At 54.9% G+C, this 22214-nt stretch carries 20 protein-coding genes; 12 read left to right on the plus strand and 8 right to left on the minus strand.

Going from position 1 to position 22214, the window contains the following annotated elements; genetic code table 11:
• Positions 1 to 43 precede the first annotated feature (43 nt).
• Positions 44 to 364 (plus strand): antibiotic biosynthesis monooxygenase, encoded by a 321-nt coding sequence (locus NST29_RS03760; RefSeq protein WP_231559855.1) that lies wholly within the window; start codon positions 44 to 46, stop codon positions 362 to 364.
• A gap of 119 nt (positions 365 to 483) precedes the next feature.
• Here the strand turns inward: NST29_RS03760 and NST29_RS03765 are convergent, their stop codons facing one another.
• Positions 484 to 1434, minus strand: coding sequence for a cation diffusion facilitator family transporter (locus NST29_RS03765; protein ID WP_324697707.1), 951 nt, complete (start codon positions 1432 to 1434; stop codon positions 484 to 486).
• Between the two features lie 62 nt (positions 1435 to 1496).
• Between NST29_RS03765 and NST29_RS03770 the strand changes: the two genes are divergently transcribed.
• Positions 1497 to 1679, plus strand: coding sequence for a hypothetical protein (locus NST29_RS03770; RefSeq protein WP_324697710.1), 183 nt, complete (start codon positions 1497 to 1499; stop codon positions 1677 to 1679).
• Positions 1680 to 2594: 915 nt separating this feature from the next.
• On the opposite strand, the gene NST29_RS03775 is transcribed toward NST29_RS03770, so the two are convergent.
• Positions 2595 to 3404 carry a yteA family sporulation protein gene (locus NST29_RS03775; RefSeq protein ID WP_033018322.1) on the minus strand — a complete coding sequence of 270 codons (810 nt, stop codon included), beginning with the start codon at positions 3402 to 3404 and terminating at the stop codon, positions 2595 to 2597.
• Positions 3405 to 3735: 331 nt separating this feature from the next.
• Complete coding sequence (locus NST29_RS03780; RefSeq protein WP_051985047.1) at positions 3736 to 4662, minus strand: 1,4-dihydroxy-2-naphthoate polyprenyltransferase; 927 nt, start codon at positions 4660 to 4662, stop codon at positions 3736 to 3738.
• A 169-nt stretch (positions 4663 to 4831) separates the two neighbouring features.
• On the opposite strand from NST29_RS03780, the gene NST29_RS03785 reads away from it, so the two are divergent.
• From NST29_RS03785 to NST29_RS03805, 5 genes are all read left to right on the plus strand, one after another.
• Entirely contained in the window at positions 4832 to 6211 is a 1380-nt protein-coding gene (locus tag NST29_RS03785; RefSeq protein WP_033018318.1) for an isochorismate synthase, read from the plus strand.
• Positions 6204 to 7958 (plus strand): 2-succinyl-5-enolpyruvyl-6-hydroxy-3-cyclohexene-1-carboxylic-acid synthase, encoded by a 1755-nt coding sequence (gene menD / locus NST29_RS03790; protein WP_033018314.1) that lies wholly within the window; start codon positions 6204 to 6206, stop codon positions 7956 to 7958. The genes NST29_RS03785 and menD overlap by 8 nt, the downstream gene beginning before the upstream one ends.
• On the plus strand, positions 7955 to 8779 hold the full coding sequence (gene menH / locus NST29_RS03795) for a 2-succinyl-6-hydroxy-2,4-cyclohexadiene-1-carboxylate synthase (protein WP_033018312.1): 825 nt from the start codon (positions 7955 to 7957) through the stop codon (positions 8777 to 8779). Before menD ends, menH begins: the two co-directional genes overlap by 4 nt.
• The gene (gene menB / locus NST29_RS03800) at positions 8761 to 9579 is read left to right on the plus strand and encodes a 1,4-dihydroxy-2-naphthoyl-CoA synthase (RefSeq protein WP_033018311.1); all 819 of its coding nucleotides are present in this window, start codon (positions 8761 to 8763) and stop codon (positions 9577 to 9579) included. The genes menH and menB overlap by 19 nt, the downstream gene beginning before the upstream one ends.
• A 95-nt stretch (positions 9580 to 9674) precedes the next feature.
• Positions 9675 to 11156 carry an o-succinylbenzoate--CoA ligase gene (locus NST29_RS03805; protein WP_033018310.1) on the plus strand — a complete coding sequence of 494 codons (1482 nt, stop codon included), beginning with the start codon at positions 9675 to 9677 and terminating at the stop codon, positions 11154 to 11156.
• Between the two features lie 239 nt (positions 11157 to 11395).
• Here the strand turns inward: NST29_RS03805 and NST29_RS03810 are convergent, their stop codons facing one another.
• Together NST29_RS03810 and NST29_RS03815 are read right to left on the minus strand one after the other, a co-directional pair.
• Entirely contained in the window at positions 11396 to 11590 is a 195-nt protein-coding gene (locus tag NST29_RS03810; RefSeq protein WP_033018309.1) for a hypothetical protein, read from the minus strand.
• A gap of 66 nt (positions 11591 to 11656) precedes the next feature.
• Entirely contained in the window at positions 11657 to 11818 is a 162-nt protein-coding gene (locus tag NST29_RS03815) for a DUF1540 domain-containing protein (RefSeq protein WP_081897246.1), read from the minus strand.
• 164 nt (positions 11819 to 11982) lie between these two features.
• Here NST29_RS03815 and NST29_RS03820 point away from each other — a divergent pair, with 164 nt between their 5' ends.
• The 5 genes from NST29_RS03820 to NST29_RS03840 all read left to right on the plus strand — a co-directional run bounded on the left by NST29_RS03820 (position 11983) and on the right by NST29_RS03840 (position 17705).
• Positions 11983 to 12273, plus strand: a complete 291-nt coding sequence (locus NST29_RS03820; RefSeq protein WP_033018307.1) for a DUF2325 domain-containing protein — start codon at positions 11983 to 11985, stop codon at positions 12271 to 12273.
• Between the two features lie 335 nt (positions 12274 to 12608).
• A complete protein-coding gene (locus NST29_RS03825) occupies positions 12609 to 13082 on the plus strand; it encodes a hypothetical protein (protein ID WP_033018306.1) in 474 nt (157 codons plus the stop codon).
• 187 nt (positions 13083 to 13269) lie between these two features.
• Positions 13270 to 13539 carry a hypothetical protein gene (locus NST29_RS03830; protein WP_131385638.1) on the plus strand — a complete coding sequence of 90 codons (270 nt, stop codon included), beginning with the start codon at positions 13270 to 13272 and terminating at the stop codon, positions 13537 to 13539.
• 32 nt (positions 13540 to 13571) lie between these two features.
• Positions 13572 to 15650: a hypothetical protein gene (locus tag NST29_RS03835; RefSeq protein WP_061912406.1), complete on the plus strand. Its 2079-nt coding sequence runs from the start codon at positions 13572 to 13574 to the stop codon at positions 15648 to 15650.
• Positions 15651 to 15746: 96 nt separating this feature from the next.
• Entirely contained in the window at positions 15747 to 17705 is a 1959-nt protein-coding gene (locus NST29_RS03840; protein ID WP_081897245.1) for a beta-propeller fold lactonase family protein, read from the plus strand.
• A 259-nt stretch (positions 17706 to 17964) separates the two neighbouring features.
• Here the strand turns inward: NST29_RS03840 and NST29_RS03845 are convergent, their stop codons facing one another.
• From NST29_RS03845 to NST29_RS03855, 3 genes are all read right to left on the minus strand, one after another.
• Positions 17965 to 18996: a cytochrome d ubiquinol oxidase subunit II gene (locus NST29_RS03845; RefSeq protein WP_033844401.1), complete on the minus strand. Its 1032-nt coding sequence runs from the start codon at positions 18994 to 18996 to the stop codon at positions 17965 to 17967.
• Positions 18997 to 19265: 269 nt separating this feature from the next.
• On the minus strand, positions 19266 to 20615 hold the full coding sequence (locus NST29_RS03850) for a cytochrome ubiquinol oxidase subunit I (RefSeq protein WP_033844400.1): 1350 nt from the start codon (positions 20613 to 20615) through the stop codon (positions 19266 to 19268).
• Between the two features lie 418 nt (positions 20616 to 21033).
• Positions 21034 to 22056 carry a metal ABC transporter substrate-binding protein gene (locus NST29_RS03855; protein ID WP_033844398.1) on the minus strand — a complete coding sequence of 341 codons (1023 nt, stop codon included), beginning with the start codon at positions 22054 to 22056 and terminating at the stop codon, positions 21034 to 21036.
• Positions 22057 to 22214: the final 158 nt, after the last annotated feature.

Raw genomic sequence — 22214 nt, forward strand, 5'->3', positions numbered from 1 at the left:
AATTTTTCGATGTGAAAGGAAAGCATTAGGAGGGCACGAAAGAATGACTGCAATGTATTTAGTGGCTAATGAGATTCGCGTAAAGAAAGGGTTCGCATCACAGCTGGTGAAAAGATTTGAAGAAAGAAAAGGAATTGAAAAAGCACCTGGATTTGTGCGTTTGGATATTTTGGTAAATGAACAACCAAACAATTATGATGAAGTGCGTGTTTGCACCATGTGGGAGACAAAAGATGCGTTTATTGGCTGGACAAAAAGCGAAGCATTTCGCAAAGCGCATGATCAGCGGGGAAAAGCACCGCTTGATTACGTTCTTGGGAATCAAATGTATGCCTATGAAGTGGCGCTCACATTTGGGGGATAGGTAGAAGACGGGATTGAAGAGAACATATAGCCTCCTCGTCTCACTTCTCAAGCGGCTGTTCCCAAATGGTTGGGTACACCTCTTAGGAACAGCCTCCATTCATTTGGTAAGGAGCTTTATCATCTTCCTATTCTTTTTTTCTCTAAAAATGCTTTACCATAGGTTCCGTGGTCATGGAGCATTGCATGTTCGACCTGAATGGTTGCGTGTGCAATGCCATATTTCTTTTGGAGCAGTTCATTCACCGCCAAGATGACGCAAAGCGGTTGGATGTGTTCGCTGACAAACACGTGAGCCGACAGCGAGTAATGATCGGTCGAGATGGCCCATAAATGCAGATCATGCACGTCTTCGACCCCTTCGATCGTTCGAATGTCGGCGCGGATTTGTTCGAGGTCAAATTGTTCGGGCACGGCTTCCATTAAGATGAGATACGATTCGCGCATAATTTTTGCCCCGCCCGTGAAAATGATGGCGGCGATCACCAAGCTGATGATCGGGTCGAATACTGTCCAACCGGTCCAATAAATGAGAAGCGCGGAAACGATGACACCGATCGAGCTGATTAAGTCGCCGATGAAATGCCAAAGGGCGCTCTGAACGTTCAAGTTGTCTTCCGTTTTCGTGCTTCGGCTTAAGACGATCGTCAGCGTCGCGTTGACGACGAGGCCAATCGCAGCGATCCCGAGCATGAGGCGAAACTGGATCGGCTGTGGATGGAGAAAGCGCTGAATGCCTTCCCACAAGATCCAGAGCGCAATGACGGACAGCGTCAGACCGTTCAAAAACGAGGTGATGATTTCAAACCGCAAAAAGCCGAATGTAAAGCGAGGATTGGGCGGACGTGTCGCCAAGTAAAGAGCGATCATGCTCAGCCCGAGCGCCAATACGTCGGAAGCCATATGGGCGGAATCGGACAGTAAGGCGAGCGAGTTTGAAAGAATCCCCCCGGCGATCTCCACAGCGGTAAACAATATCGTCAGCGCCAGCGTCACCCAGAGCGCTTTCTTCGATTCACTCTGCGTTTTGACATGCGGAAGATGGTGAAAGTCGTACGATGCAGAAGCCATAGGCAGCCTCCTTTTTATAATAATTATTAATTTATATATATTATAATATAATAAGAAGCGATGTGCAACCAAAATTTATCGACATCCGGGTGGTGATGGGGATATTTGTGGAAAAGGGCGGTGATTGGCTCACACAACCGCTTCTCCGAATCGTTTCTCAAGTAGAAAAACTGGTGGCAGCAGCTGCTATGTTCACCGTTCAACCGTCAATCAAGGCAAACAGCGGCGTTTCACCAACCTTCTAAAAGACTGGCGATTTCGGGTAAACCGTTACTGATCTCACGCATTTCTCATTTAGGAGGCTGGTGATTTAGTGCAAAAACGACTGATTCCACCTGTTTCTCAATTAGAAAAACCTTGCAGAACCAGCTTTCTCTTCAGAATGAAAATGCCATCGATTGGTGTGAGACAGCGGTTTTTCACCGACCTTTTAGGAGGCTGGTGAAAAACGGTTGTTTCTCTTGAGCAATGGGGGAACGCTTGAAAGGCGATCCTGATGCGACAAGGCTTATCTATTTGAGAAACGGGCTTGATAAGCGACTTGTCCCCTTAAATCACCGGTCTCTTAGAAAAAACTTGCAAAATCCGCTTTCTTTTCTGAATGAAAATGCCGCCGATTGGTGTGTGACAGCGGTGTTTCACCAGCCTTCTAAAGGGGCGGGGGTCAACGAGACAAATCGGGAAATCGACGGGCTAGACGACCGGGAAAACGCGTTTGCCCCGTCGGTTCATGGATCAAACGACCCCGTTGGCCGAACTGACCGAACGGGAAAACGCGTTTGACTCGTCGGTCAAGGCGGTAATTCGCTCGCGAGGGATGCTGAGAGAAAAGTACGTTTAGTTAAGGGTCCCCAATCGAGAAAGATGTCGCGTTCCCTTTCTCGCGCAGAACGTTAGGTCAAAACGGAAGGTGAAAACGGTTGACATTCACCGATGGTCCGGACCCACCTGAAAAGGTTGAAGGTGGAACAAGGGTGCCCTGCTTAGCTCAAGACACCCTTGTTTAGGTCAATCATCGGCGTTCAGCTGGTACTCAATTTCGTGTAGGTTTATCGTTTCGTTCCGTTGCAGTATGTAGTACGGAACACGCACTTCCTCCGTTTCAAAAAAGACCAAAGTGCCGATGATCCTTTGTGTGAAGTTCATTGTTCCCGGATCGTTTAAGGAGTGGGTTCATCAAAACGTTGTTCGGATGGCCTTTCGTCATAACGGCGGTAACTGCCTGCGGACGTATACGGGTCTTTTTCGTACGCCGGCAAATCGCCGAGATTGGACATGATGCCTTCATCATCCAATTGCTGTTCGAGCTGTTCGTGTTCTCTTGTCGGGTACACGTGAACGTTTTTTCCGTACAAATCGACAGCCGCGAAGTTTTCCAAGTCCTCGACATAGCCGGCGTTCTCTTCCGACTCGGCGTACACTTCGCCGTAGTAGTCAACGTTTTTGCCAAGGTCGGACGGGGTATCGGACGTGCCGTAACGGGCGACCTCCTGCCACGCATCCTCGGCATCGTAAGCGACCGACTCATCGCGGCCGTCAAAATCAAATTTGCCAAACGGCGGCATGAGCACTCCTTCCTCCAGCGGCCGTTTTTGTGAGACGGTTTGGTCCGGGCTGTGCTCCCGGCAATAAAGGGTGGTCGGCAGCGCTTCCAGTCGTTCGTACGGGATCGGCTGACCGCAGACGCGGCACGTTCCATATGTTCCCTCGTCCATGGCTTGGAGCGCCCGCTCGATGCTGCGCCATTCGCGCTCGGTATGTTCATCCAACGCCAAATCTTTTTCCCGTTCATACAGCTCGGTCGCCTCGTCGGCCGGATGATTGTCATAACTGGCCAGCTCGCCGGTGGCATCGTGGGCATGGCTGCGCATGAGGCCGAAATGGTCGTTTTGTTTCAGCCGCTCTTCGATGTCCTGTTTCATCGCGAGCAAGGTGGAGCGGAGGGCGGCCAGCTGTTCGTTCGTCAACATCGGTTGCAACTCCTTCCTTCGCCATTCGCGTTGTTCAGGCTGACGTGGCATCCGGCCGCGTTTTCTCAACCGCTTGCGAGAAACGGAGCCCATCGGAATCAAGGCGCGCTTCCGTGGGAGAAACACTTCCCGGCGGGGCGCCCGCGGCGTTCCGTCAGCCCTTTATAAGGTTAGTATGGGCGAAAACGAAAAAAAAACACGGTCAGAGGATGAAGCCGACAGCCAGCCGGTTTATGTTTGTCAGCATAAAAAACACGGTCAGAGGATAAAGGCGGCAACCAACTGGTTTATGTTTGTCAGCATAAAAAAACACGGCCACATGGTGACCGTGTTACAGCCAATGGCTGATCAACAAGCCGATGGTGAGCAAAAAGCCGAATTGCGTATTCGTCTCCGCTGTCGCTTTCATGGCTGGCATCATTTCCAGCGGTTTGATTTTGCCGATAAATCCCCGCGTCGCCGCCACCGCCTTTCGAACGCTGACTAAGGCGAGCAGCGCCCAAGGAGGAACGGTGCCAATCATCACAAGTCCGACCGTCCAAAGAAAGGCGGCGACAAACATGAGGGCGAGCAAGCGTACCGCCCAAACGCGCCCGACCAAAATGGCGAGCGTCTTTCTCCCTTTTTCGCGGTCGCCCTCTAAGTCACGGATGTTGTTGGCCAGCAAAATGGCACCGACGAAAATCGCCACCGGGATCGAGACATAAACGACATCGGCGTGAATGGCGCCGGTTTGGATGAAATACGAAATCAAGATGATCAAACAGCCCATGAAAAACCCAGCTGCCAGCTCGCCAAACGGAGTGTAGGCGATCGGAAACGGTCCGCCGGTGTAAAAGTAGCCGGCCGCCATGCAAATCGTGCCGACAGCGGCGAGCCACCAGCTGCTTTCCATGCAGATATAGACGCCGATCAGCATCGCCGCCCCTAGGCAGCTAAACGCCAAGGCGAGCACGGTTTTTGGCTTGAGGCCATCGCGGACGATGGCGCCGCCAATGCCGACGGATTCAGGTGAATCGAGACCGCGTTTGTAGTCATAATATTCGTTGAACATGTTTGTCGCCGCTTGGATGAGCAGCGAAGCCAAAAGCATCGCAGCAAACAGCAGCCAGTCGACTGATGTGTCGCCAAGCGCCAGCACCGTGCCGACGCAGACGGGCACAAACGCCGCTGTCAGCGTGTGCGGACGCGTCAGCCGCCAAAAGACACGCCAGTCGCGGCGGGCTGGCGGGCGTTGGTCCATCGTTAACAGTTGCATGTCCCCATTCCCCTTATATTCCGTGAAAGTACGGTTCGTTTACGTTCAAAATAAGTGTAGGAAAACGGTGAAAGCGTGTCAACCCTTTCCGATAGATAAATTATTTCCTACTATATATAATAGGAATTGGGATGGGGAAGGAACTTTGCGAAAGAAAGCGTGAGGATGAATGGCCATTGGATTTCGACATCAGCTTCAGCAACAATTGCATAAATGGACGGCGCGTGCAGCGAGGCCGTTTGTCAGCTGGACGGAACCGTGGGAACACATCGATCCGGTTTCTTTTTTTATGCAAGGGCCGGCGTGCGGATTTCGCGAACGGTTTTTTTGGTCGAATCCAAGCGGGACTACAGTTCTAGTCGGCCTCGGCTCGGTGTGCACATTGGAGACGGATAACGGCGATGACCGGTTTGCCGAGATGGAGGCGAAGCGTCAAGAATGGAGCGAGCGTGTCGTCAGCTATGGCGAAGTCCATCAGCCGCCGCTCTTGTTCGGCGGGTTTTCGTTTGATCCGCATCGGGAGCGAACCGGTTTATGGAGTCGTTTTCCGGCCGCTAAGCTCATCGCTCCAGCGGTGCTTCTTACCGTCCGCGACGGGCGGGCACAGCTGACGGTGACGGTGCCTGTCGGCGGAAAAGGAGAACAGGAGATGGAGCGGGTCGGACGGCTGTTGGATCGCGCTTCACTGCGCGCGGATGCTCCGGCGGCGCTGCCCGCGCTTGTTTCCGATGTTGAGGAAGCGAGTGATCGTTGGCTTGCCGCGGTGCGTGAAGCCATCGGGCAAATTCGCGCCGGTTCATTGGACAAGGTGGTGCTGGCCCGCGCCCGCCGCTTGCGGTTCACAGAATCGCCCGATCCGGCCGCCGTGCTTCTCCGCCTGCGCGAGCAGCAGCCGTTTGCCTATTTGTTTGCTTTTGAACAAGATGGCCGCTGTTTGATCGGCGCTTCTCCCGAGCAGCTTGTCGAAAAGATTGGGCTGACATGCCGTTCTGTATGCTTGGCCGGATCGGTGCGCCGCGGCGCCACTCCGAATGAGGACGAGCGGCTTGGCGCGTGGTTGCAGGCGGATGCGAAAAATCGTGAGGAGCATCAATTCGTCGTGCGCATGATTCACCGCCTTTTTTCCTCGGTCTGTGAGGCGGTGGAAATGCCCGCACAGCCGCAGCTCCTGAAGCTGCCGCACATTCAGCATTTGTGCACTCCGGTCGTCGGCCGTGGTTGCCGCGAGCCGTCTGTGCTCAGATTGGTGGAGTTGCTTCACCCAACACCGGCGCTTGGCGGATCGCCGCGCGAACGGGCGTTGGCGGCGATTCGCTCCCTTGAGCCGCTAGACCGCGGGTGGTACGCTGCCCCGATCGGTTGGGTGAACAGCGAAGGTGACGGGGAATGGGCGGTCGCCATTCGCTCTGCGCTGCTCGCTGGCAACGATGCTGTTCTGTTTGCCGGCTGCGGCATTGTCGCTGATTCGGACCCGGACAGCGAGTATGAGGAAACAGCGGTGAAAATGAGACCGATGCGATCCGCTTTAGGGGTGATGGATAATGACTAAGGCGTTATCGTTGTACGTGGCCGCGTTGGTCGACGGCTTGGCGCAGGCTGGGGTGACCGAAGCGGTCATCAGTCCGGGGTCGCGCTCGACGCCGTTGGCGATGGCGATCGCGGCTCATCCTAAGTTTCGCTTTTGGATGCACATTGATGAGCGGTCCGCCGCGTTTTTTGCCCTCGGCATGGCGAAAGCGAAGCAGCGGCCGATCGCGCTCGTATGCACGTCCGGGACGGCGGCGGCCAACTATTGGCCGGCCATCGTGGAGGCGCACTATTCGCGGGTGCCGCTGGTCGTGCTGACGGCTGATCGCCCGCACGAACTGCGCGATGTCGGAGCGCCGCAAGCCATTGACCAACTGCATTTATACGGACGATATGCAAAATGGTTTGTCGACTTGGCGCTGCCGGAAGAGACCGATGCGATGATCGGCTATGCGCGGACGATGGCGGCGCGGGCCGCGGCGATGGCGGCAAGCGCCCCGGCTGGTCCCGTCCATGTCAACGCCCCGTTTCGCGAGCCGCTTGTTCCCGAGATCGATGATGGCGTTTGGGAGAGCGTGCGGTCCGTTTCCAAAGCGCCGCAAGTTCTGAGCGGTCGTTCGATGCTGGCGGGCGACAGTGCGGCGATGGTTTACGAGCAGTTAGCGGCGGCCGAGCGTGGGCTGATTGTTTGCGGACCGCTTGATCAGCCCGGTTTTGCTGAAGCGGTGACGGAGCTTGCGCGCGCGCTGGATTTCCCGATTCTCGCCGATCCGCTTTCCCAGCTGCGCGCCGGCTCGCATGACAAAACGTATGTGATTGACAGCTACGACGCCATATTGCGGCAGGAAGCGGCCGCTTCCCACCTTGTCCCGGACGTGGTGCTTCGTTTTGGCGCCATGCCAGTGTCGAAACCGCTCTTTTTATGGCTGAAACAGCACCGCACTATCCGGCAAATCGTCGTCGATGACGGCGGCTTTCGCGATCCGACGCTGGCGGCTTCGTGCTTCATCCATAGCGATGCTGCGGCGTTTTGTCGCCAGCTGCTTGGCCTGGCTGAACCGAAGCCGCGCGCTGGCGCTTGGTCGACCGTTTGGAGGGAGATCAACGCTCTCGCCCGCACCGTGCTGCGGGAGCGTCTGCCGTCTGACGAATGGTTTGAAGGAAAAGTGTTCGCGGAACTCGCTGAGCTGCTGCCGCCCGGTGCGGCGCTCTTTGTCGGCAACAGCATGCCAATTCGCGATGCCGATACGTTTTTTTGGACCACCGACAAATCGATTCGCCTGTTGGCCAATCGCGGTGCCAACGGTATCGACGGTGTCGTCTCGAGCGCGCTAGGTGCCAGTGTGGTCACGGATCCGCTTGTGCTCGTGATCGGCGATCTGTCGTTTTACCATGATGTCAATGGGCTGTTGGCCGCCGCCATGCATCGGCTGTCGGCAACGATCATTTTGTTGAACAACAACGGTGGGGGCATTTTCTCCTTTTTGCCGCAGGCTCGCTATGAAGGAGCGTTCGAAACGCTGTTTGGCACGCCGACCGATCTATCGTTTCACCATGCGGTTCATCTATACGGAGGCCGCTATGCCCAGCCTCACACATGGGAGGAATTTCGCCGCCATGTCTCAGCAGCGCTCCACAGCGGCGGCCTGAATGTTGTCGAAGTGCGGACGTCGCGGGCGGAAAACGTCCGTATGCATCGACAGCTATGGGATGAGGTTTCCCAGGAAATTGCGAAATTTCTCGAACAAAGAGGAACGGAACCAATATGAAGTTGAATGGGATTGATTACCATGTGGAACAATATGGGGAAGGGGAACCGCTGTTGTTGCTTCACGGGTTTACCGGCAGCGCTGATACATGGCGTCCGCTATTGTCGCATTGGTCGAGTTGGCGCTGTATCACCGTCGATCTGTTGGGGCATGGGCGGACCGAAGCGCCGGCCGCTGCTATGCGCTATCGAATCGAGCGGGCCGCGGCTGATTTGGCTGCGCTTCTTGATCAGCTCGGCCTCAAACAGGTGAACGTGCTCGGGTATTCGATGGGAGGACGTCTAGCTTTGGCGTTTACTATTTTTTATCCGCACCGCGTCCGCCGTCTCATTCTTGAAAGCAGTTCACCGGGGCTGAAAACAGAAGCGGAACGGCGCGCGCGGCGAGAAGCGGACGAGGCGTTGGCGCGCCGGATTGAACAGGAGGGCGTGCGCGCGTTTGTCGACTATTGGGAGCAGATTCCATTGTTTGCGACACAACGGCGGTTGCCGGCGCCAGTGCGGGCGGCGCTTCGCCGTGAGCGGCTTCGCCATACGGCGGTGGGGCTGGCCAACAGCTTGCGCGGAATGGGCACCGGCGTGCAGCCGTCGTTTTGGGAGCAGCTTGGCGGGGTGCAGCAGCCCGTTCTTCTCCTATGTGGGGAAGAAGATGAGAAGTTTTGTCGCCTTGCGACCCAAATGCGAGAGCGGTTGCCAAATAGCGAACGGATGTCCGTGAGTCAAGCCGGACATGCAATTCACGTGGAACAGCCCGAGATTTTTGCTAAAATAGTAAGTGAATTCATGACAAGGGGGAATTGTGAATGCCGTTTCCATGGGTGAAGCAGTATGAGTATGAAGACATTATTTATGAAACGTACGACGGCATCGCCAAAATTACGATCAATCGTCCGGAAGTACATAACGCGTTTCGGCCGAAAACGGTGAACGAAATGATTGATGCGTTCACGAAGGCGCGCGATGATGCGGACATCGGTGTCATCATTTTGACCGGCGCCGGCGGCAAAGCGTTTTGTTCAGGCGGCGATCAAAAAGTGCGCGGCCATGGCGGATACGTTGGCGAGGACGAAATTCCGCGCTTGAACGTGCTCGATTTGCAGCGGCTCATCCGCGTCATTCCGAAACCGGTCATCGCGATGGTCGCCGGCTATGCGATCGGCGGCGGCCACGTGCTTCATGTCGTCTGCGATTTGACGATTGCGGCTGACAACGCCATCTTCGGACAAACCGGCCCGAAAGTTGGCAGCTTTGACGGCGGTTATGGCGCCGGCTATTTAGCGCGCATCGTCGGCCATAAAAAAGCGCGCGAAATTTGGTATTTGTGCCGCCAGTACAACGCTCAAGAGGCGCTCGAGATGGGGCTCGTCAACAAAGTCGTCCCGCTTGATCAGCTTGAGGAAGAGACCGTCAAATGGGCGAAGGAAATTTTGGAAAAAAGCCCGACCGCCATTCGCTTCTTAAAGGCGGCGTTCAACGCCGATTCCGATGGGTTGGCTGGCATCCAACAGCTCGCTGGCGACGCCACCCTTCTTTTCTACACGACCGAAGAGGCGAAGGAAGGAATGCGGGCGTTCAAGGAAAAACGGAAACCGGATTTCGGCCAATTCCCGCGCTTCCCGTGAGCGCTGCCAAGCAGCTTGACCTCGTGCGTCGAGCTGCTTTTTCCCTATTAGGGCGATGAAAAACAGTTGACAAACGAAGAAACGGAGGGAAGCCGATGACGATGATGCCGAATTGGCTGAAGCAACGGGCGTTTTTGACGCCGGAGCGAGTCGCGGTTAGCGATGGAAAGCGGTCAAAAACGTTTGCGGCGCTTCATGAAGCGGCGGCCGTTTGGGCGCGCCGTCTCGCTCGGGCCGGTGTCAAAGAGGGCGAGATCGTCGCGCTGTTGATGAAAAATCGCATCGAAATGGTGGAGCTCGTTCACGCCTTGTTTTTCCTTGGGGCTCGGGTGTTGCTGCTGAACGTGCGCCTGACGGCTTACGAACTCGGTTGGCAACTTGATGACAGCGGCGCCCGGCTCGTCATCGCCGATAATGATTTGGCGGGGCGATTGGGTGGCGACGGCCGCGTTTTATCGGTCGAAGAACTAGCGGCGCTTCCGGAAGCGGAGGTCGATGAGAAAGAGACGTGTGATCTTGACGATGTGGCGACGATCATGTATACATCCGGCACCACTGGAGCGCCGAAAGGAGTAATGCAAACGTACGGCAACCATTGGTGGAGCGCGGTCGGATCAGCGCTTAATTTGGGTGTGCACGAGAACGATTGCTGGCTTGCCGCCGTGCCGCTCTTTCACATCAGCGGTTTGTCGATCGTGATGCGCAGCGTCATCTATGGCATGCCGATGCGCTTGCAGCCATCGTTTGATCCGGAAGAGGCGAACGACTGGATCATGCGCGGCGAGGTGACAGTCATGTCGGTCGTGGCGGCGATGTTGCAGCGGTTGCTTGCGGCGCTTGGGGATGCGCGTTATCCGGACACGTTTCGCTGTCTGCTGCTAGGGGGCGGGCCGGCGCCGCGGCCGCTTTTGGAGGCGTGCAAAGACAAGGGCATACCGGTGTATCAAACGTACGGCATGACGGAAACGGCATCGCAAATAGTAACTCTTGCCCCGGAATACAGCTTGACGAAGCTCGGTTCGGCCGGCAAACCGCTCTTTCCCGCTCAGCTTCGCATCGAGAACGACGGAAAGACGGCCGCTCCGTACGAAGCGGGGGAAATTGTCGTCAAAGGGCCGAACGTGACGAAAGGTTACTGGCGCCGCCCTGAGGCGACAGCGGCCGCGATTCGCGACGGCTGGCTGTACACTGGCGATATCGGTTACTTGGATGAAGACGGATTTTTGTACGTTCTCGACCGCCGTTCCGATTTGATCATTTCCGGAGGAGAAAACGTCTACCCGGCTGAAATCGAGGCCGTCCTGCTTTCGCATCCGGACGTTGAGGAAGCGGGGGTGACCGGTATCGAGGATGAAACATGGGGGCAAGTGCCGTGTGCCTTCGTCCGCCTCAAACCGGGCGCCGCAGCGGATGAAGAAGCGTTGCGCGCGTTCTGTCGCGCGCGGTTGGCAAAATACAAAGTGCCGGCCCGCATTTACTTCGTCAACCGGCTGCCGCGCAACGCCGCGCAAAAATTGCTGCGCCGCGAATTGAAAACGCTCATTCCGGCAGAGGAAAAGCCAGCGTCCCGTCCGTAGCGGGCGCCGGCTTTTTTTCTAGGAGGCTGGTGATTTCGTGCGAAAACGACTGATTCCACTCATTTCTCAATTAGAAAAAACCTGCAGAACCAGTTTTCTCTTCTGAATGAAAATGCCATCGATTGGTGTGCGACCGCGGTTTTTCACCGGACTTCTAGAAAGTGGGTGAACAACAGGAGTTGTCCTCATCCATGAGCGAACGGGTGAAAAAGAAGAACCGATGGTGCAATGGTTCAGGCCTACTCGTCCATCAGCCCGAGCTCGGCGGCGCGGTCGGCGACAAGCCGTTCGATATCCTTCGGCAACCCATCAAATGCCCCAATTTCATATTCCCATAAATTAGTGAACGAGTTGATGTGGAGCAAAGCGGTTCCGCGGGCAGCCCGCTTCATTTCCGATCGAAACGCTTGAATGAGGCTTAGGCGCTTATTCATCGTCAATCCCCCTTACATGAGGCAAGCGCCGCCCGCTGGAACAGGCAGCGCTCGATGGGCTGGGCGTTACGCTTCATCGGCAGGAATAAAGGTTTTGCAGTCTGTTTCCGATGAATCCGATGCCATCTTTCCCGTATGGCTGACGACATAAATGGCCTCAGCGCTGCAGCGATTTCCTTCCGCCCAATAGTGGCAGTTGCGCACTTCACAAAGAACATCCTTCGCCATCAGTCATCCCCCTTGTTGTCATGAAATCGCCTGCATCCATAGTATGGCGCTTCCCGGAGAATTTATGAATGCAATCATTGGCTGAAACGAAGGTTTTTATTGACATAGAGAATCATTCTCAATTAAAATAAAAACAAAACGATTGGGAAAGGAGAATGGCGTTTATGGCGTCGTTGCTTGTCGTTGGAGCTGATCATTTGGGCAACATTTCCGATAAATTGGCCGATTCTGGATTTCGCGAGATCATTCATATTAGCGGTCGAAAAGTGAATATGGTAAGACAGGACATTCCTGAGCACGTTGATGCCATTTTAGTAATGATCGATTACGTGAACCACAATTTGGCGAAAAAAGTGAAAGAAAAAGCGAAAAGCAAAGACAAGCCCATTTATTTTGCCAGACGGTCATGGAGCTCGATTCACTCAGTCATTCAACAGTTGGAAGCGCACCGATGAATGTTTCCGGGCAAGCGGGAAAAAGGGTGATCGAAGCATCGGCACACTTGAAAACACAAGTTCTTTTTTCATCTGCTCTCATTGGGCAACGAAACAGCCTTTTTCACCGGCCTAGTAGGAGCGGCTGAATCGCTGGCAAACGACGTGGCTGCATCGCATCAGGTGTCGTTTTCTGTTCCTTCGGTCAACGATGAGAAGCCCTTTCTGCGAACGGAGGCAAAGATGGATAAGCTGCTTTTCACCGTGAATACGTACTGCGCCATATTTACACTAATGCGTCGAAGGTGGATAAGCTGCTTTTCACCGGTGATAAAAGATACGAGGAGGTGGCAGCGATGCCAACGGGACATCAGGAGTTGCCAAGCGCTGGGATTGGCGCTGTTCACCGTTTTCTCCGCTGCGTCGTCAAGGCGTATTGCGAAACCGCCCCTTCCTTGCGATCGCCGCTAGAGTTGCTCAAGCTGATCGAGATGTATCGCCCGCTCCTGTCGTTGTCGGCGTTTCCAACCCCGCTGCACTACGGGCTTGTGTTGGCGAAAGTGACCGATCATTTGCTGCAGTTTTTTGGCGCGGCCGAGGAAGCGGCGTACCGGCCGATCGGAATGGCTGCTGAAGCTGAGGAACGAGTGTACATCATTTACCGCGACCGCGTCCGCGTGCTGTTATGGCAGGAAGAAGAGGAAGCGATTCGCCGCTGCAAAGAAACGGCTCCGGCTGTATGTCAAAAAGCGGCTGGATTTTGCCCATGCGAGCTGGAATGCTGCTTTTTATGGACAGGGGGACGGCGGATCGAATGGATTTCCGCTTGAATGCGAAGAGATGACGACGTATAATGGACATTGGTGAGAATGAAAATCGTTATTTGATAAAGCGGCCCCCTTTTCTCTTGAAGGCTGGTGAAAAGCCGCCCATTCCCTTAACCAATGAGAGAATGAGCAGAAAGCAGGACCGATGCAACAAGGTTTTTCGAATTAAGACATGACATGGTAAAGCCGTTTGCGCGATTACATCATCAGCCGCCTTGAAAAAAGATCCTTCTCTCTGACCGATGAGGAGGGGAAGAAGCGATTTCCGTTTGAGAAACTAGGCTGGAAAGCGGTCTGCGTGATTCAATCATTAGCGTCTCCGGCAAAAAGCGACGGTGTTCAGCCATGGTTCTCAAGCGGTACGGAAAAGGGGAAGGCCATCCAGATCCATCGCGGCAGACCGGCATGGCGGGAACGGCGGTTTTTCTGGCGCAACAGCAACCGTGCTGGGATCTGCTAAACGATCATCAATGATGTTTGGGGGAACGAAAGATGAAACGCATGCCTTGGAAAGTGATGGCGACCTCGGCGGCGGTGTCGCTGCTGTTGGCGTCCGGCTGTTCCGGCGTCGGGGAAAAAGAGGACAAACGTTCAGCGGAAGCGCCGCGTCTGCACGTGCCGGTAGCGGACGATCGGTTTGATACGGCCGGCAATATGTTTGCCTACTCGGAGTTTGAGCTTTCCGGCGAACCGCTGGCGGAAGGGCTCGGACTGGACTTGGATACGCTCGATGCTAGGAAACTTGACAAGCCGACGAAATTTGACTATACGGCCGGCATCGAGTCGTACGAATATTCGGAAGAGGCGATGTACGAAGTCGTGGAAAAGTCCGGGCTCGGACTTCATCTCATTCACGGCCCGATCGCTAAAAAGCGCGCGGAACAACAGCAAAAGCCTGCCGATCAGGCGCTTGCCGACCGTTTTTATGAACTTGCTGACAGCGTCGGCTATCCGCGCGAGGAAATTTTCCGCAACATGTTTCCGACGTTCATTGAATATGCCGGCGGCGACCCTCATTATGCGCAAAAGGTCGACACGGACGTGTACGCGGAAAATGATGACGGCACATACGTTCCTGTCTATCAAGTCGATTTTCAATCGCTCCGTTGGGATCGCGGAAAAATGGAGAAAGTGCTCACGCCGGCAGCTTACGGCGGCGTCTTTTTGAAGCAGGCGCTTTGGGCCGGTGACTTTTTGGGCAATTTCCACCAAAAAGACAGCGACGAAGAAGTGGAAGCGAAAACGCCAAACGATGATCGAAGCGGGAACGTCGCTCTTGGTGTCAGCTCCGCCGACGGGCTGCAAGGGATGATTTTGACGGAACAAATATGGAACAAGCTCGCTTTTATCCGCGATCATTTGTTTTATGATGCGAAGCGACAAATGTTGACGAATGCAGCGGGCAGCCGCTACAATCCAAGCGGCGGATTGGTCTATTTGCCGCATGCCGTGGAAGTGGCCGAAGGGGGAAGCGAGCGGGCGCCGGATGCGGCGAAGCTGGTCGTCAAAGATCCTCGCAGCTTGCTTGCCGATCAATGGCTGATGCTTTGGCCGGCGGCGGAGTTTTTCGGCATGACGGATCAGCGTCCGGAAAATCAAAACCAAAATCCGGCGTTTTTAGCCGTGTTTGACGGAAGCCCGTTCCCGAAAGCGGCGAAGGAAAATGTCGATGCCGATCGAGCCAACGACCGCACGGCCGACGATCCGTATTCCGTCAACCGCGACGTGCTGCTGCAAGTCTTTCGCAACATCGATGCCATGCATTTCAACGAACAAGCGGGCGCGTTTGTGACCGAACATGACGGCCATGCGCAAGGAAAGCGGGTCGATACGTTCCACGCTGGTTATACGATGGAAGCGCTCCGCATTTTTGAGCGCGCCATTGATGGGATGCCGGTCGGCTATGCGAGCGGCGAGAGCGCCAAAGGGCTCGGCACGCCGGAAGGAAAGCGGGCGCTTCAGATGATCCGCCGGCAAGCGGACTTTATTTTGAAACAGTTGATGCGAAAAGACGGGTTGGTGGCTAACGGCTATACGATCGGCCAAGGGCCGGATCAAGAGGAGCCGACGCTGCTTGCTCAGCTTGGCGCCATCCGCGGGCTGACGGCGGCGTTTTTGGCGACAAAAAACGAAGCATACCGCGATGCGGCGCGCCGTGTTTACGAAGCGATGGACCGCCATTTTTGGGATAAAACATGGCATGTGTACCATACCGGCGAAAAAGAGGACGAGTACACCCCATGGCTCGCCGGCGCGTTGTCGGGCGTGTTCCGCGTCGCGCTGCAAAACTTGAACAACGACCAAGCCGGTGAGACGGCGAAAGCATTGGAACGCGAAACGATCATCTCCCGCTACGTCGACTTTTACGACCGGATCGTCGACGGGCCGACGCTTGCAGAAGGGATGCAGGCGAGCGAGTTTTGGGATACGGGGGATGTGTACATCAAAGGAAAAACATTGGGCAACACCGACCGCGATCATGTGCCGCAAGTGCAGTCAGCCGGCGGCAAATACGGCATCGCGCCGGTGCTGCGGACGGTCAAAATCAAAACCGGCTCCGACAGCAATTAACAGGAATGAAAAGCGGCGGATGGGATTGAGATTCGCCGCTTTTCTTTGTAAAATTGAGGATGGTTATCATTTTCGTAAAAAGACGGGGGAATGGAAATGCGCACATGGTGGTTCGCCGTGGCGGTGGCCGTCTTGTTGGCCGGCTGCCAAGCTGAGAAAGCGTGGCAAGAAAAGCCGAAAACGACAAGGCACGCCCCGGCGCACGGCGACAATATCGCCATCAGCAGCGACGGACGCTATGTCTATACCGCCAACATTGACGTTGATACGGTAACGATCGTCAATACGAAAACGAAGAAAAAGGAGGCGGAGATTCCCGTCGGCCGCGAACCGCGCCAGCTCGCACTCAGCCCGGATGGCCGGACGCTGTACGTTTCCTGCATGTATGATGATGAAGTGGACGTGGTGTCGCTTGCCAAGCGGAAAGTCATCGATCGTTGGAAAACGGGCATCGAGCCGTTCGGCATCGTCACGAGCCCCGACGGGACGGAAGTCTACGTAGCCAACTACCGCTCAGGCACGGTCTCGGTGTTTGACGCCGAGAACGGGAAGCGAATCAAAGACATCCGAGCAGGGGACCGTCCGCGGGCACTGGCGCTGACAGCGGACGGAAGGAAGCTGTACGTGACACAATATTTGGCCGCGAAAATCACCGTGATTGACGCGAAAAAACGGAAGGTCATCAAGGAAATCGCCCTCGCCCCGTCGCCGGATCAAGTCGACCGGAAAAAAAGCCAAGGCCTCCCGAACACACTCGAGCAAATCGTCATCGCGCCGGACGGGAAGAAGGCGTACGTTCCGCATTTATTGACGAACGTCGACACGCCGATTCAATTTGAGGAAACGGTGTTTCCAGCCATTTCGGTCATTGATGTGACGAACGACGTTGAGTTGACGAACGAGCGGAAAGAGCTGTTTGCCGCCATCAATGTCACCGATGTCCATAACGAGACGATCATCGTCTCCAATCCGTACGATGTGGCGTTTTCGCCGGACGGCGGCAAAGCGTACGCGATCATGTCCGGCAGCGAGGATCTCGTCGTCTTCGACTTGCGCCGCGGCGGCAAGGCGACGCAAATTTTGCGCCGCATCCACGGCAACAATCCGCGCGGGGTGGCGATTTCGCCCGCGGGAAACGTCTTGTACGTCCACAACGCCATGAGCCATGATGTCGCGGTGATCAACACCGGCGGGAAAAGCCCGTATGCGAAAGCGAAGCAGGAAGACGGCCCGATCCGCCTCATTGCCAAAGATTCGCTCTCTCCGCTCGTGCGCGAAGGGAAAACGATCTTTTACAGCGCAAACAGCGACGAATTCGCCATCAATATAACGGGGAATAACTGGATGAGCTGCGCGTCGTGCCATAGCGACGGCGACATCAACGGCTTGACGCTTATGACCGCGAAAGGGCCGCGCAACGTGCCGAGCAACATTTTGGCGACGAAAACGGGGCTGTTTATGTGGGACGGCTCGCGCGACGATTTTACCGACTATATTCATACGGTGCAAGGCGAGATGGGCGGCATGATGGCGATCGACCCGTCCAAGCCGCTGCCGCCGAACGTCCAGCATATGTTTGACGCCATGCTCGCCTACTTGAATGACCCCCGCTCCTTCCCGGTGCCGAAAAGCCCGTATCGAAAGGCGGACGGCCGTTTGACGGAGGAAGCGCAGGAAGGGGAGCGGCTCTTTAACGGGAAAGGGAATTGCTTACGCTGCCATGGGGGCGAATATTTCACCGACAGCGGCAAAGCGGTCGGGCCGGACGGCAAATTGACGACTGCCAATACCGCCTATTTGCATGATATCGGTACGGCCAACCCGAAGGACCGCGCCTCCCAAGGCGACGCCCGCGCCCGGTTCACAAACCCGCGGACGCCGAAGCAGTGGGATACGCCGACGCTGCGCGGCGTCTGGGCGACCGCTCCGTATTTGCATGACGGCAGCGCGAAAACGATCGAGGAAGCGATCCGCCGCCATCGGACGAAAGAAGTGTCGACGTTGACGCCGGGGGAAATCGCGGCGATCGCCGCCTACGTCCGCTCGTTGCAATAGCGAGAGAAGACGGCCTGGCGGGGTTCCCGTCGCGCGGCGGTCTGGGGAAAGGCGCCTCTAGCTGTGTGGAGCGCCTTTTCCCATTTATTTTGGCCGCGCGTTTTCTGTGAAAATCCCACGCCGGCGAGCGGTGATTTTCATCCCCGGGTGGAGGGCAAACCATTGCCCATGGATCTTTCCGTGAAAATGCCGAACTGGCGCGGATTTTCATCCCTAGGTGAATGGAAAATCGTGCTGCCCATGGAATTTTTCTGTCTGTTTATTTTGGCCGCACATAGCGTTTGTCGTGCATAAACAGCCGCCAGAAATAGACAAAGCCCGGAAACAAAATCAGGAAACCGACGATGTAGGAGACAAACAGCGCCCGGAACGTGTCGGGATGGGTAAAGGCCGACTCGATCGTCACATCTGGATACACCATATAGGGCAGATGGGCTTTTCCATAGGCGTAACTGGCGAGAAAATACTGAATAACAATCGCAATGACCGCCAACCGCGGCCGCCCCTGCACGCCCGGATGCTTCGCCGACGGCAGCAGCAACGCCATGCCCGCGGCGGCGAACATCGCTACCGAGCCGGCGAGCCAAGGCCAATACTCCATCATGTTGTCATACAGCCATGCCGCTTCGTTGCGCATCGTCAACATGATGCCTCCGGCCATCAGCAGCGAAATCGGCCCCGTGATCCAAGCGTCGCGCCGATACAGGCGGTAGGCTTCCCGATCTCCGGCTTCAAGCGAATAATCCGCCAATAAAAGAGAGGAGAGAAACAGCGTGCTCGAAATCGCAAAGCCCATAAAGGAATAGGCGTGGGCGCTCGTAAAAAAGCGTTTCAAATCGAGCGTCGGAACGCCTGCATCGACCTCGATGAACGTTCCATGCGTGATCGGCAGCACGCTGATAAGCAGAGCCGGGATGATGATGCCGGTGAGGCCGGAAATATAAGTGAGCGCTTTTTCATATTCTTTCGCCACGTGGGCAAAGACCAAGAAAGCGCTGCGGATGGCGAGCAAGATCAAAATGATGCTGCCGGGGACAAGCAGCACCGTCCCAAGCAGAAAAGCGGCGCCGGGAAAAAAGCTGAACAAGGCGACGACAATCGCGACGATAAAGACGTTGGTCACCTCCCAAGTGGGCGATAAATAGCGGTTGGCAATCTTCGTGGCGTTCGCTCTGGCGCGATGGATGTAGATCATCGACCAAAACCCGGCGCCAAAATCCATCGTCGCCATAACCGCATAGATGAAAATAAATCCCCACAGCACCGAAACAGCGATCAACTCGTTTGTCATCAACGTTCTCCTTTCTAGGGGGGCGGTGATTTACTCACACAACCGCTTCTCGCAATCGTTTCTCAAATAGAAAAACCGGCTGCATCAGCTTCTATGTTCACGCGTTCCATCATCGATCAAGGCAAACAGCGTTTTTTCACCAGCCTTCTAGGAGGATGGTGATGTCATCGTGGATATGCCTTTACAATGAGAAAAACCTTGTTGTATCGTTCCTTCTTTCCGCACATTCTCCCATTGATGAAGGGGCTCAGCCGTTTTTCACCAGTCTTCTAGACGAACAACGTGTCTTCGCCAGGCGATGGTCGCAGGTCATCCGCCACCGGATGGCGGCGGAAATAGTAGCGAAGCACGAGCACGACAGCGATGCTCAACAAAACGTAAATGGCCACGAACAACGCAAACAAGAGCGCTAAATTTTCCGTTTGCGTGACGGCGTCTTCTGTTTTCATCATCCGGTAAATGACCCATGGCTGTCTTCCGGTGCAGGCGAAAATCCAGCCGCATTCAATGCCGATTACTGCCAGCGGCCCAGCGGCGACGAAGCTGTAGAGAAACCAGCGCGGAAAATCGAGAGAAGCTCGGCGCTTTTGCCAAATCCAAGCCGCGATGGACAAAACCAAAAGAAACATGCCGATCCCTACCATGGCGTTGAATAGCGTATGGACAAACAACGGCGGCCACCATTCTTTTGGAAAGTCGTTCAGCCCTTTGACAACCGTGTCAAAGCGGTTGCCGGCTAAAAAGCTGAGCGCCCATGGAATTTCGATCGCCCATTTGACCGATTGCGTTTCCGGATCGGTCCATCCGCCGATGGCCAGCGGGGCATGGGATTGGGTGTCAAACAGCCCTTCAGCGGCGGCCAGTTTTTCCGGCTGGTATTCATGCAGAAGCTGGGCGGATTCATGGCCGTTGATCGCGGTCAGCAGCGAGAAGACGCCGCCGATGGTCAACGAGAGCTTGAGCGCCTTTTGGTGAAACCGGCGCACTCGTTTGTCCTGTCGGGCGCGCAATAACTGATAAGCGGCGATGGAAGCCAACACGAACGCCCCGGTCATATAAGCGGACAAAACGACGTGTCCGGCCGTGACGAAAAAGCTTGGGTTGAAAAAGGCCGCCCACGGGTCGACATCGACGATTTCACCGTTTTCGATCCGAAATCCCGCCGGTGTGCCTTCAAACGCATGGACATTCGTAATCAAAATGGCAGAAGCGCTGGCGCCGAGAGCGACAAAACAGACGCTGACAATCCGCATCCATGGAGAGATGCGGTCAGCGGCGTACACATAAATCGACATGAACAGCGCTTCAATAAAAAAGGCGTAAATCTCAATTTGAAACGGAAGCGACATCACCTTTCCGATCACTTCCATAAACCCCGGCCATAAGAGCGACAGCTGCACCCCGGCGATAGTGCCGGACGGAATGGCGACCCCAAGCAAAACCGCCAATCCTTTCGTCCACCGTTTCGCCATGACGGCGTAATCGCGGTCTTTCGTCTTCTGGTACAGAAGCTCCGCCAATAAAATCAACAGCGGAATTCCGACGCCTAGCGTGGCAAAAATGATATGAAAAGCCATCGTCGTCCCGAATAAGCTGCGGGCAATCACCAAATCATCCACGTTCAGCCATTCCTTTCTTTTTTTTCTTTATGGTTTGCCAATGTTTCGTAAGTTATTCCGAATGTCGGCTTTTCTGTTGCCGCAAGAGAAAAGAGCAAGAAGAAGGAAGTTCTCGCCGGTCAAAGGTGCAAAAAGCGGGACGTTCTTAATGCGCTAGCTTGGGGCTTGAAATAGGCGTGATGTTGAGCGGGGCGTCAAGCGTTCGTTCTTAACCGCGCTGGCTTGGAGGGGTGGTGATTTACTCGTGGATAAGGCTTTGCCATCTCATTTTTCAACGAGAAAAACCTTGTTGCATCGGTCCTGCCCTCATTGCTGAAGGGAATTAGCGGTTTTTCACCGGACTGTTGGGGCAAGCGCGAGGCCATGCGGCGACAAAAAAAGGCGTCTCATCGCTGGTTGAGACGCCCTCGGGATGTGGTTATTGAAGCGCTGTTTGCAATGTGCGAATATTTTCCTCCATGATGGAAAAATAATCGCTCCCCGCTTTTCGATCTTCAGTGGTCAGCGATTCTAAGTTATGAAGACGGAGCGGTTGGGCGCCGAGTTCGTTTTGAATCACTTCCGCTGTTTTCGGATGAACGTTTTGCTCAAAAATCATATAGCGGATCTGATGTTGTTTCGCCGTTTCGATCAGCTGCGCCAGCGCTTTTTGCGACGGTTCGTTGCTTGGCGACAGCCCGGAAACGCTCAGCTGCTTGATGCCGTAGCGGTCTTCCCAATATCCATACGCTTGGTGGGAGACAAGAATTTCTTTTTTCGGCGCTTTTTCGATGACCGATCGGAACTGGGCGTCAAGACGCTCGAGCTTTGTTTTTACGGTTTCGAAGTTTTTCTGAAACTGCGCTTTTTTTTCCGGCTTCAGTTCCGTCAGCAGATCGCGAATGTTCTCGGCGATCACGATCGAGCGGATCGGATCAAGCCACACGTGGGGGTCTCGGTCACCGTGTCCGTGGCCATGGTCTGCCTCATCGCCTTCGCTGTGTCCGTGGTTATGGTCTGCCTGATCGTTTTCGCTTTGTTCGTCTTTGTGCGCTTCGTCATGCTCATGTTCGTGTTCATCGTTGGCTTCAAGCCATTCAATGCCTTCGGTGGCCACGAAAAATCGGACATGCTCATGTTGCAACGTTTCTTTCAGCTTTTCGGCGAACGGTTCCATTCCTTGGCCGATGTAAATGAAAGCGTCCGCCTCGGCAATTTGCTGCACCGTTTTCGTCGTCGGTTCGAACGTATGAGCTTCCGCCCCCGGCGGATATACGCTTTTTACGATTACCGCGTCGCCGCCGATCTTTTTCGCAAAGTCTTCGAGCGGATACACCGTCGTGTAAATCGTCAGTCGGTCTTTCGATGGTTGCGCTTCGTTTGTCTCCGGATTCGATTGACAGCCGTACAGCCAAGCGCTCAGCGTCAAAAGGAGAGACAAAAGGATGGACGTTGTTCTCATAGGGAACTCCTTTCTTATACTGACAGATGTGTGTGTGTTATTTTATCGTAATGATTACGATTTGAAAATGATCAATTGTCATTGATCAAGACGGCAAATACTGCCGTTGCCAGCCCATCAGCGGTATTTCGCCAAAAAACTGCTCTTTGCCCCTAGAA

It is taken from the genome of Geobacillus sp. FSL W8-0026 (assembly GCF_037966255.1).
In the GTDB taxonomy this organism is placed as follows: domain Bacteria; phylum Bacillota; class Bacilli; order Bacillales; family Anoxybacillaceae; genus Geobacillus; species Geobacillus icigianus.

What these genes read in the sequence shown, in the direction of transcription:
- menD (WP_033018314.1), top strand. Translation starts at nt 6,204, where the DNA reads ATGACTAAGGCGTTATCGTTGTACGTGGCCGCGTTGGTCGACGGCTTG.
- NST29_RS03775 (WP_033018322.1), bottom strand. Translation starts at nt 3,404, where the DNA reads ATGTTGACGAACGAACAGCTGGCCGCCCTCCGCTCCACCTTGCTCGCG.
- NST29_RS03815 (WP_081897246.1), bottom strand. Translation starts at nt 11,818, where the DNA reads ATGGCGAAGGATGTTCTTTGTGAAGTGCGCAACTGCCACTATTGGGCG.
- NST29_RS03810 (WP_033018309.1), bottom strand. Translation starts at nt 11,590, where the DNA reads ATGAATAAGCGCCTAAGCCTCATTCAAGCGTTTCGATCGGAAATGAAG.
- menB (WP_033018311.1), top strand. Translation starts at nt 8,761, where the DNA reads ATGCCGTTTCCATGGGTGAAGCAGTATGAGTATGAAGACATTATTTAT.
- NST29_RS03805 (WP_033018310.1), top strand. Translation starts at nt 9,675, where the DNA reads ATGACGATGATGCCGAATTGGCTGAAGCAACGGGCGTTTTTGACGCCG.
- menH (WP_033018312.1), top strand. Translation starts at nt 7,955, where the DNA reads ATGAAGTTGAATGGGATTGATTACCATGTGGAACAATATGGGGAAGGG.
- NST29_RS03855 (WP_033844398.1), bottom strand. Translation starts at nt 22,056, where the DNA reads ATGAGAACAACGTCCATCCTTTTGTCTCTCCTTTTGACGCTGAGCGCT.
- NST29_RS03780 (WP_051985047.1), bottom strand. Translation starts at nt 4,662, where the DNA reads ATGCAACTGTTAACGATGGACCAACGCCCGCCAGCCCGCCGCGACTGG.
- NST29_RS03840 (WP_081897245.1), top strand. Translation starts at nt 15,747, where the DNA reads ATGCGCACATGGTGGTTCGCCGTGGCGGTGGCCGTCTTGTTGGCCGGC.
- NST29_RS03820 (WP_033018307.1), top strand. Translation starts at nt 11,983, where the DNA reads ATGGCGTCGTTGCTTGTCGTTGGAGCTGATCATTTGGGCAACATTTCC.
- NST29_RS03785 (WP_033018318.1), top strand. Translation starts at nt 4,832, where the DNA reads ATGGCCATTGGATTTCGACATCAGCTTCAGCAACAATTGCATAAATGG.
- NST29_RS03845 (WP_033844401.1), bottom strand. Translation starts at nt 18,996, where the DNA reads ATGACAAACGAGTTGATCGCTGTTTCGGTGCTGTGGGGATTTATTTTC.
- NST29_RS03765 (WP_324697707.1), bottom strand. Translation starts at nt 1,434, where the DNA reads ATGGCTTCTGCATCGTACGACTTTCACCATCTTCCGCATGTCAAAACG.
- NST29_RS03760 (WP_231559855.1), top strand. Translation starts at nt 44, where the DNA reads ATGACTGCAATGTATTTAGTGGCTAATGAGATTCGCGTAAAGAAAGGG.
- NST29_RS03835 (WP_061912406.1), top strand. Translation starts at nt 13,572, where the DNA reads ATGAAACGCATGCCTTGGAAAGTGATGGCGACCTCGGCGGCGGTGTCG.
- NST29_RS03825 (WP_033018306.1), top strand. Translation starts at nt 12,609, where the DNA reads ATGCCAACGGGACATCAGGAGTTGCCAAGCGCTGGGATTGGCGCTGTT.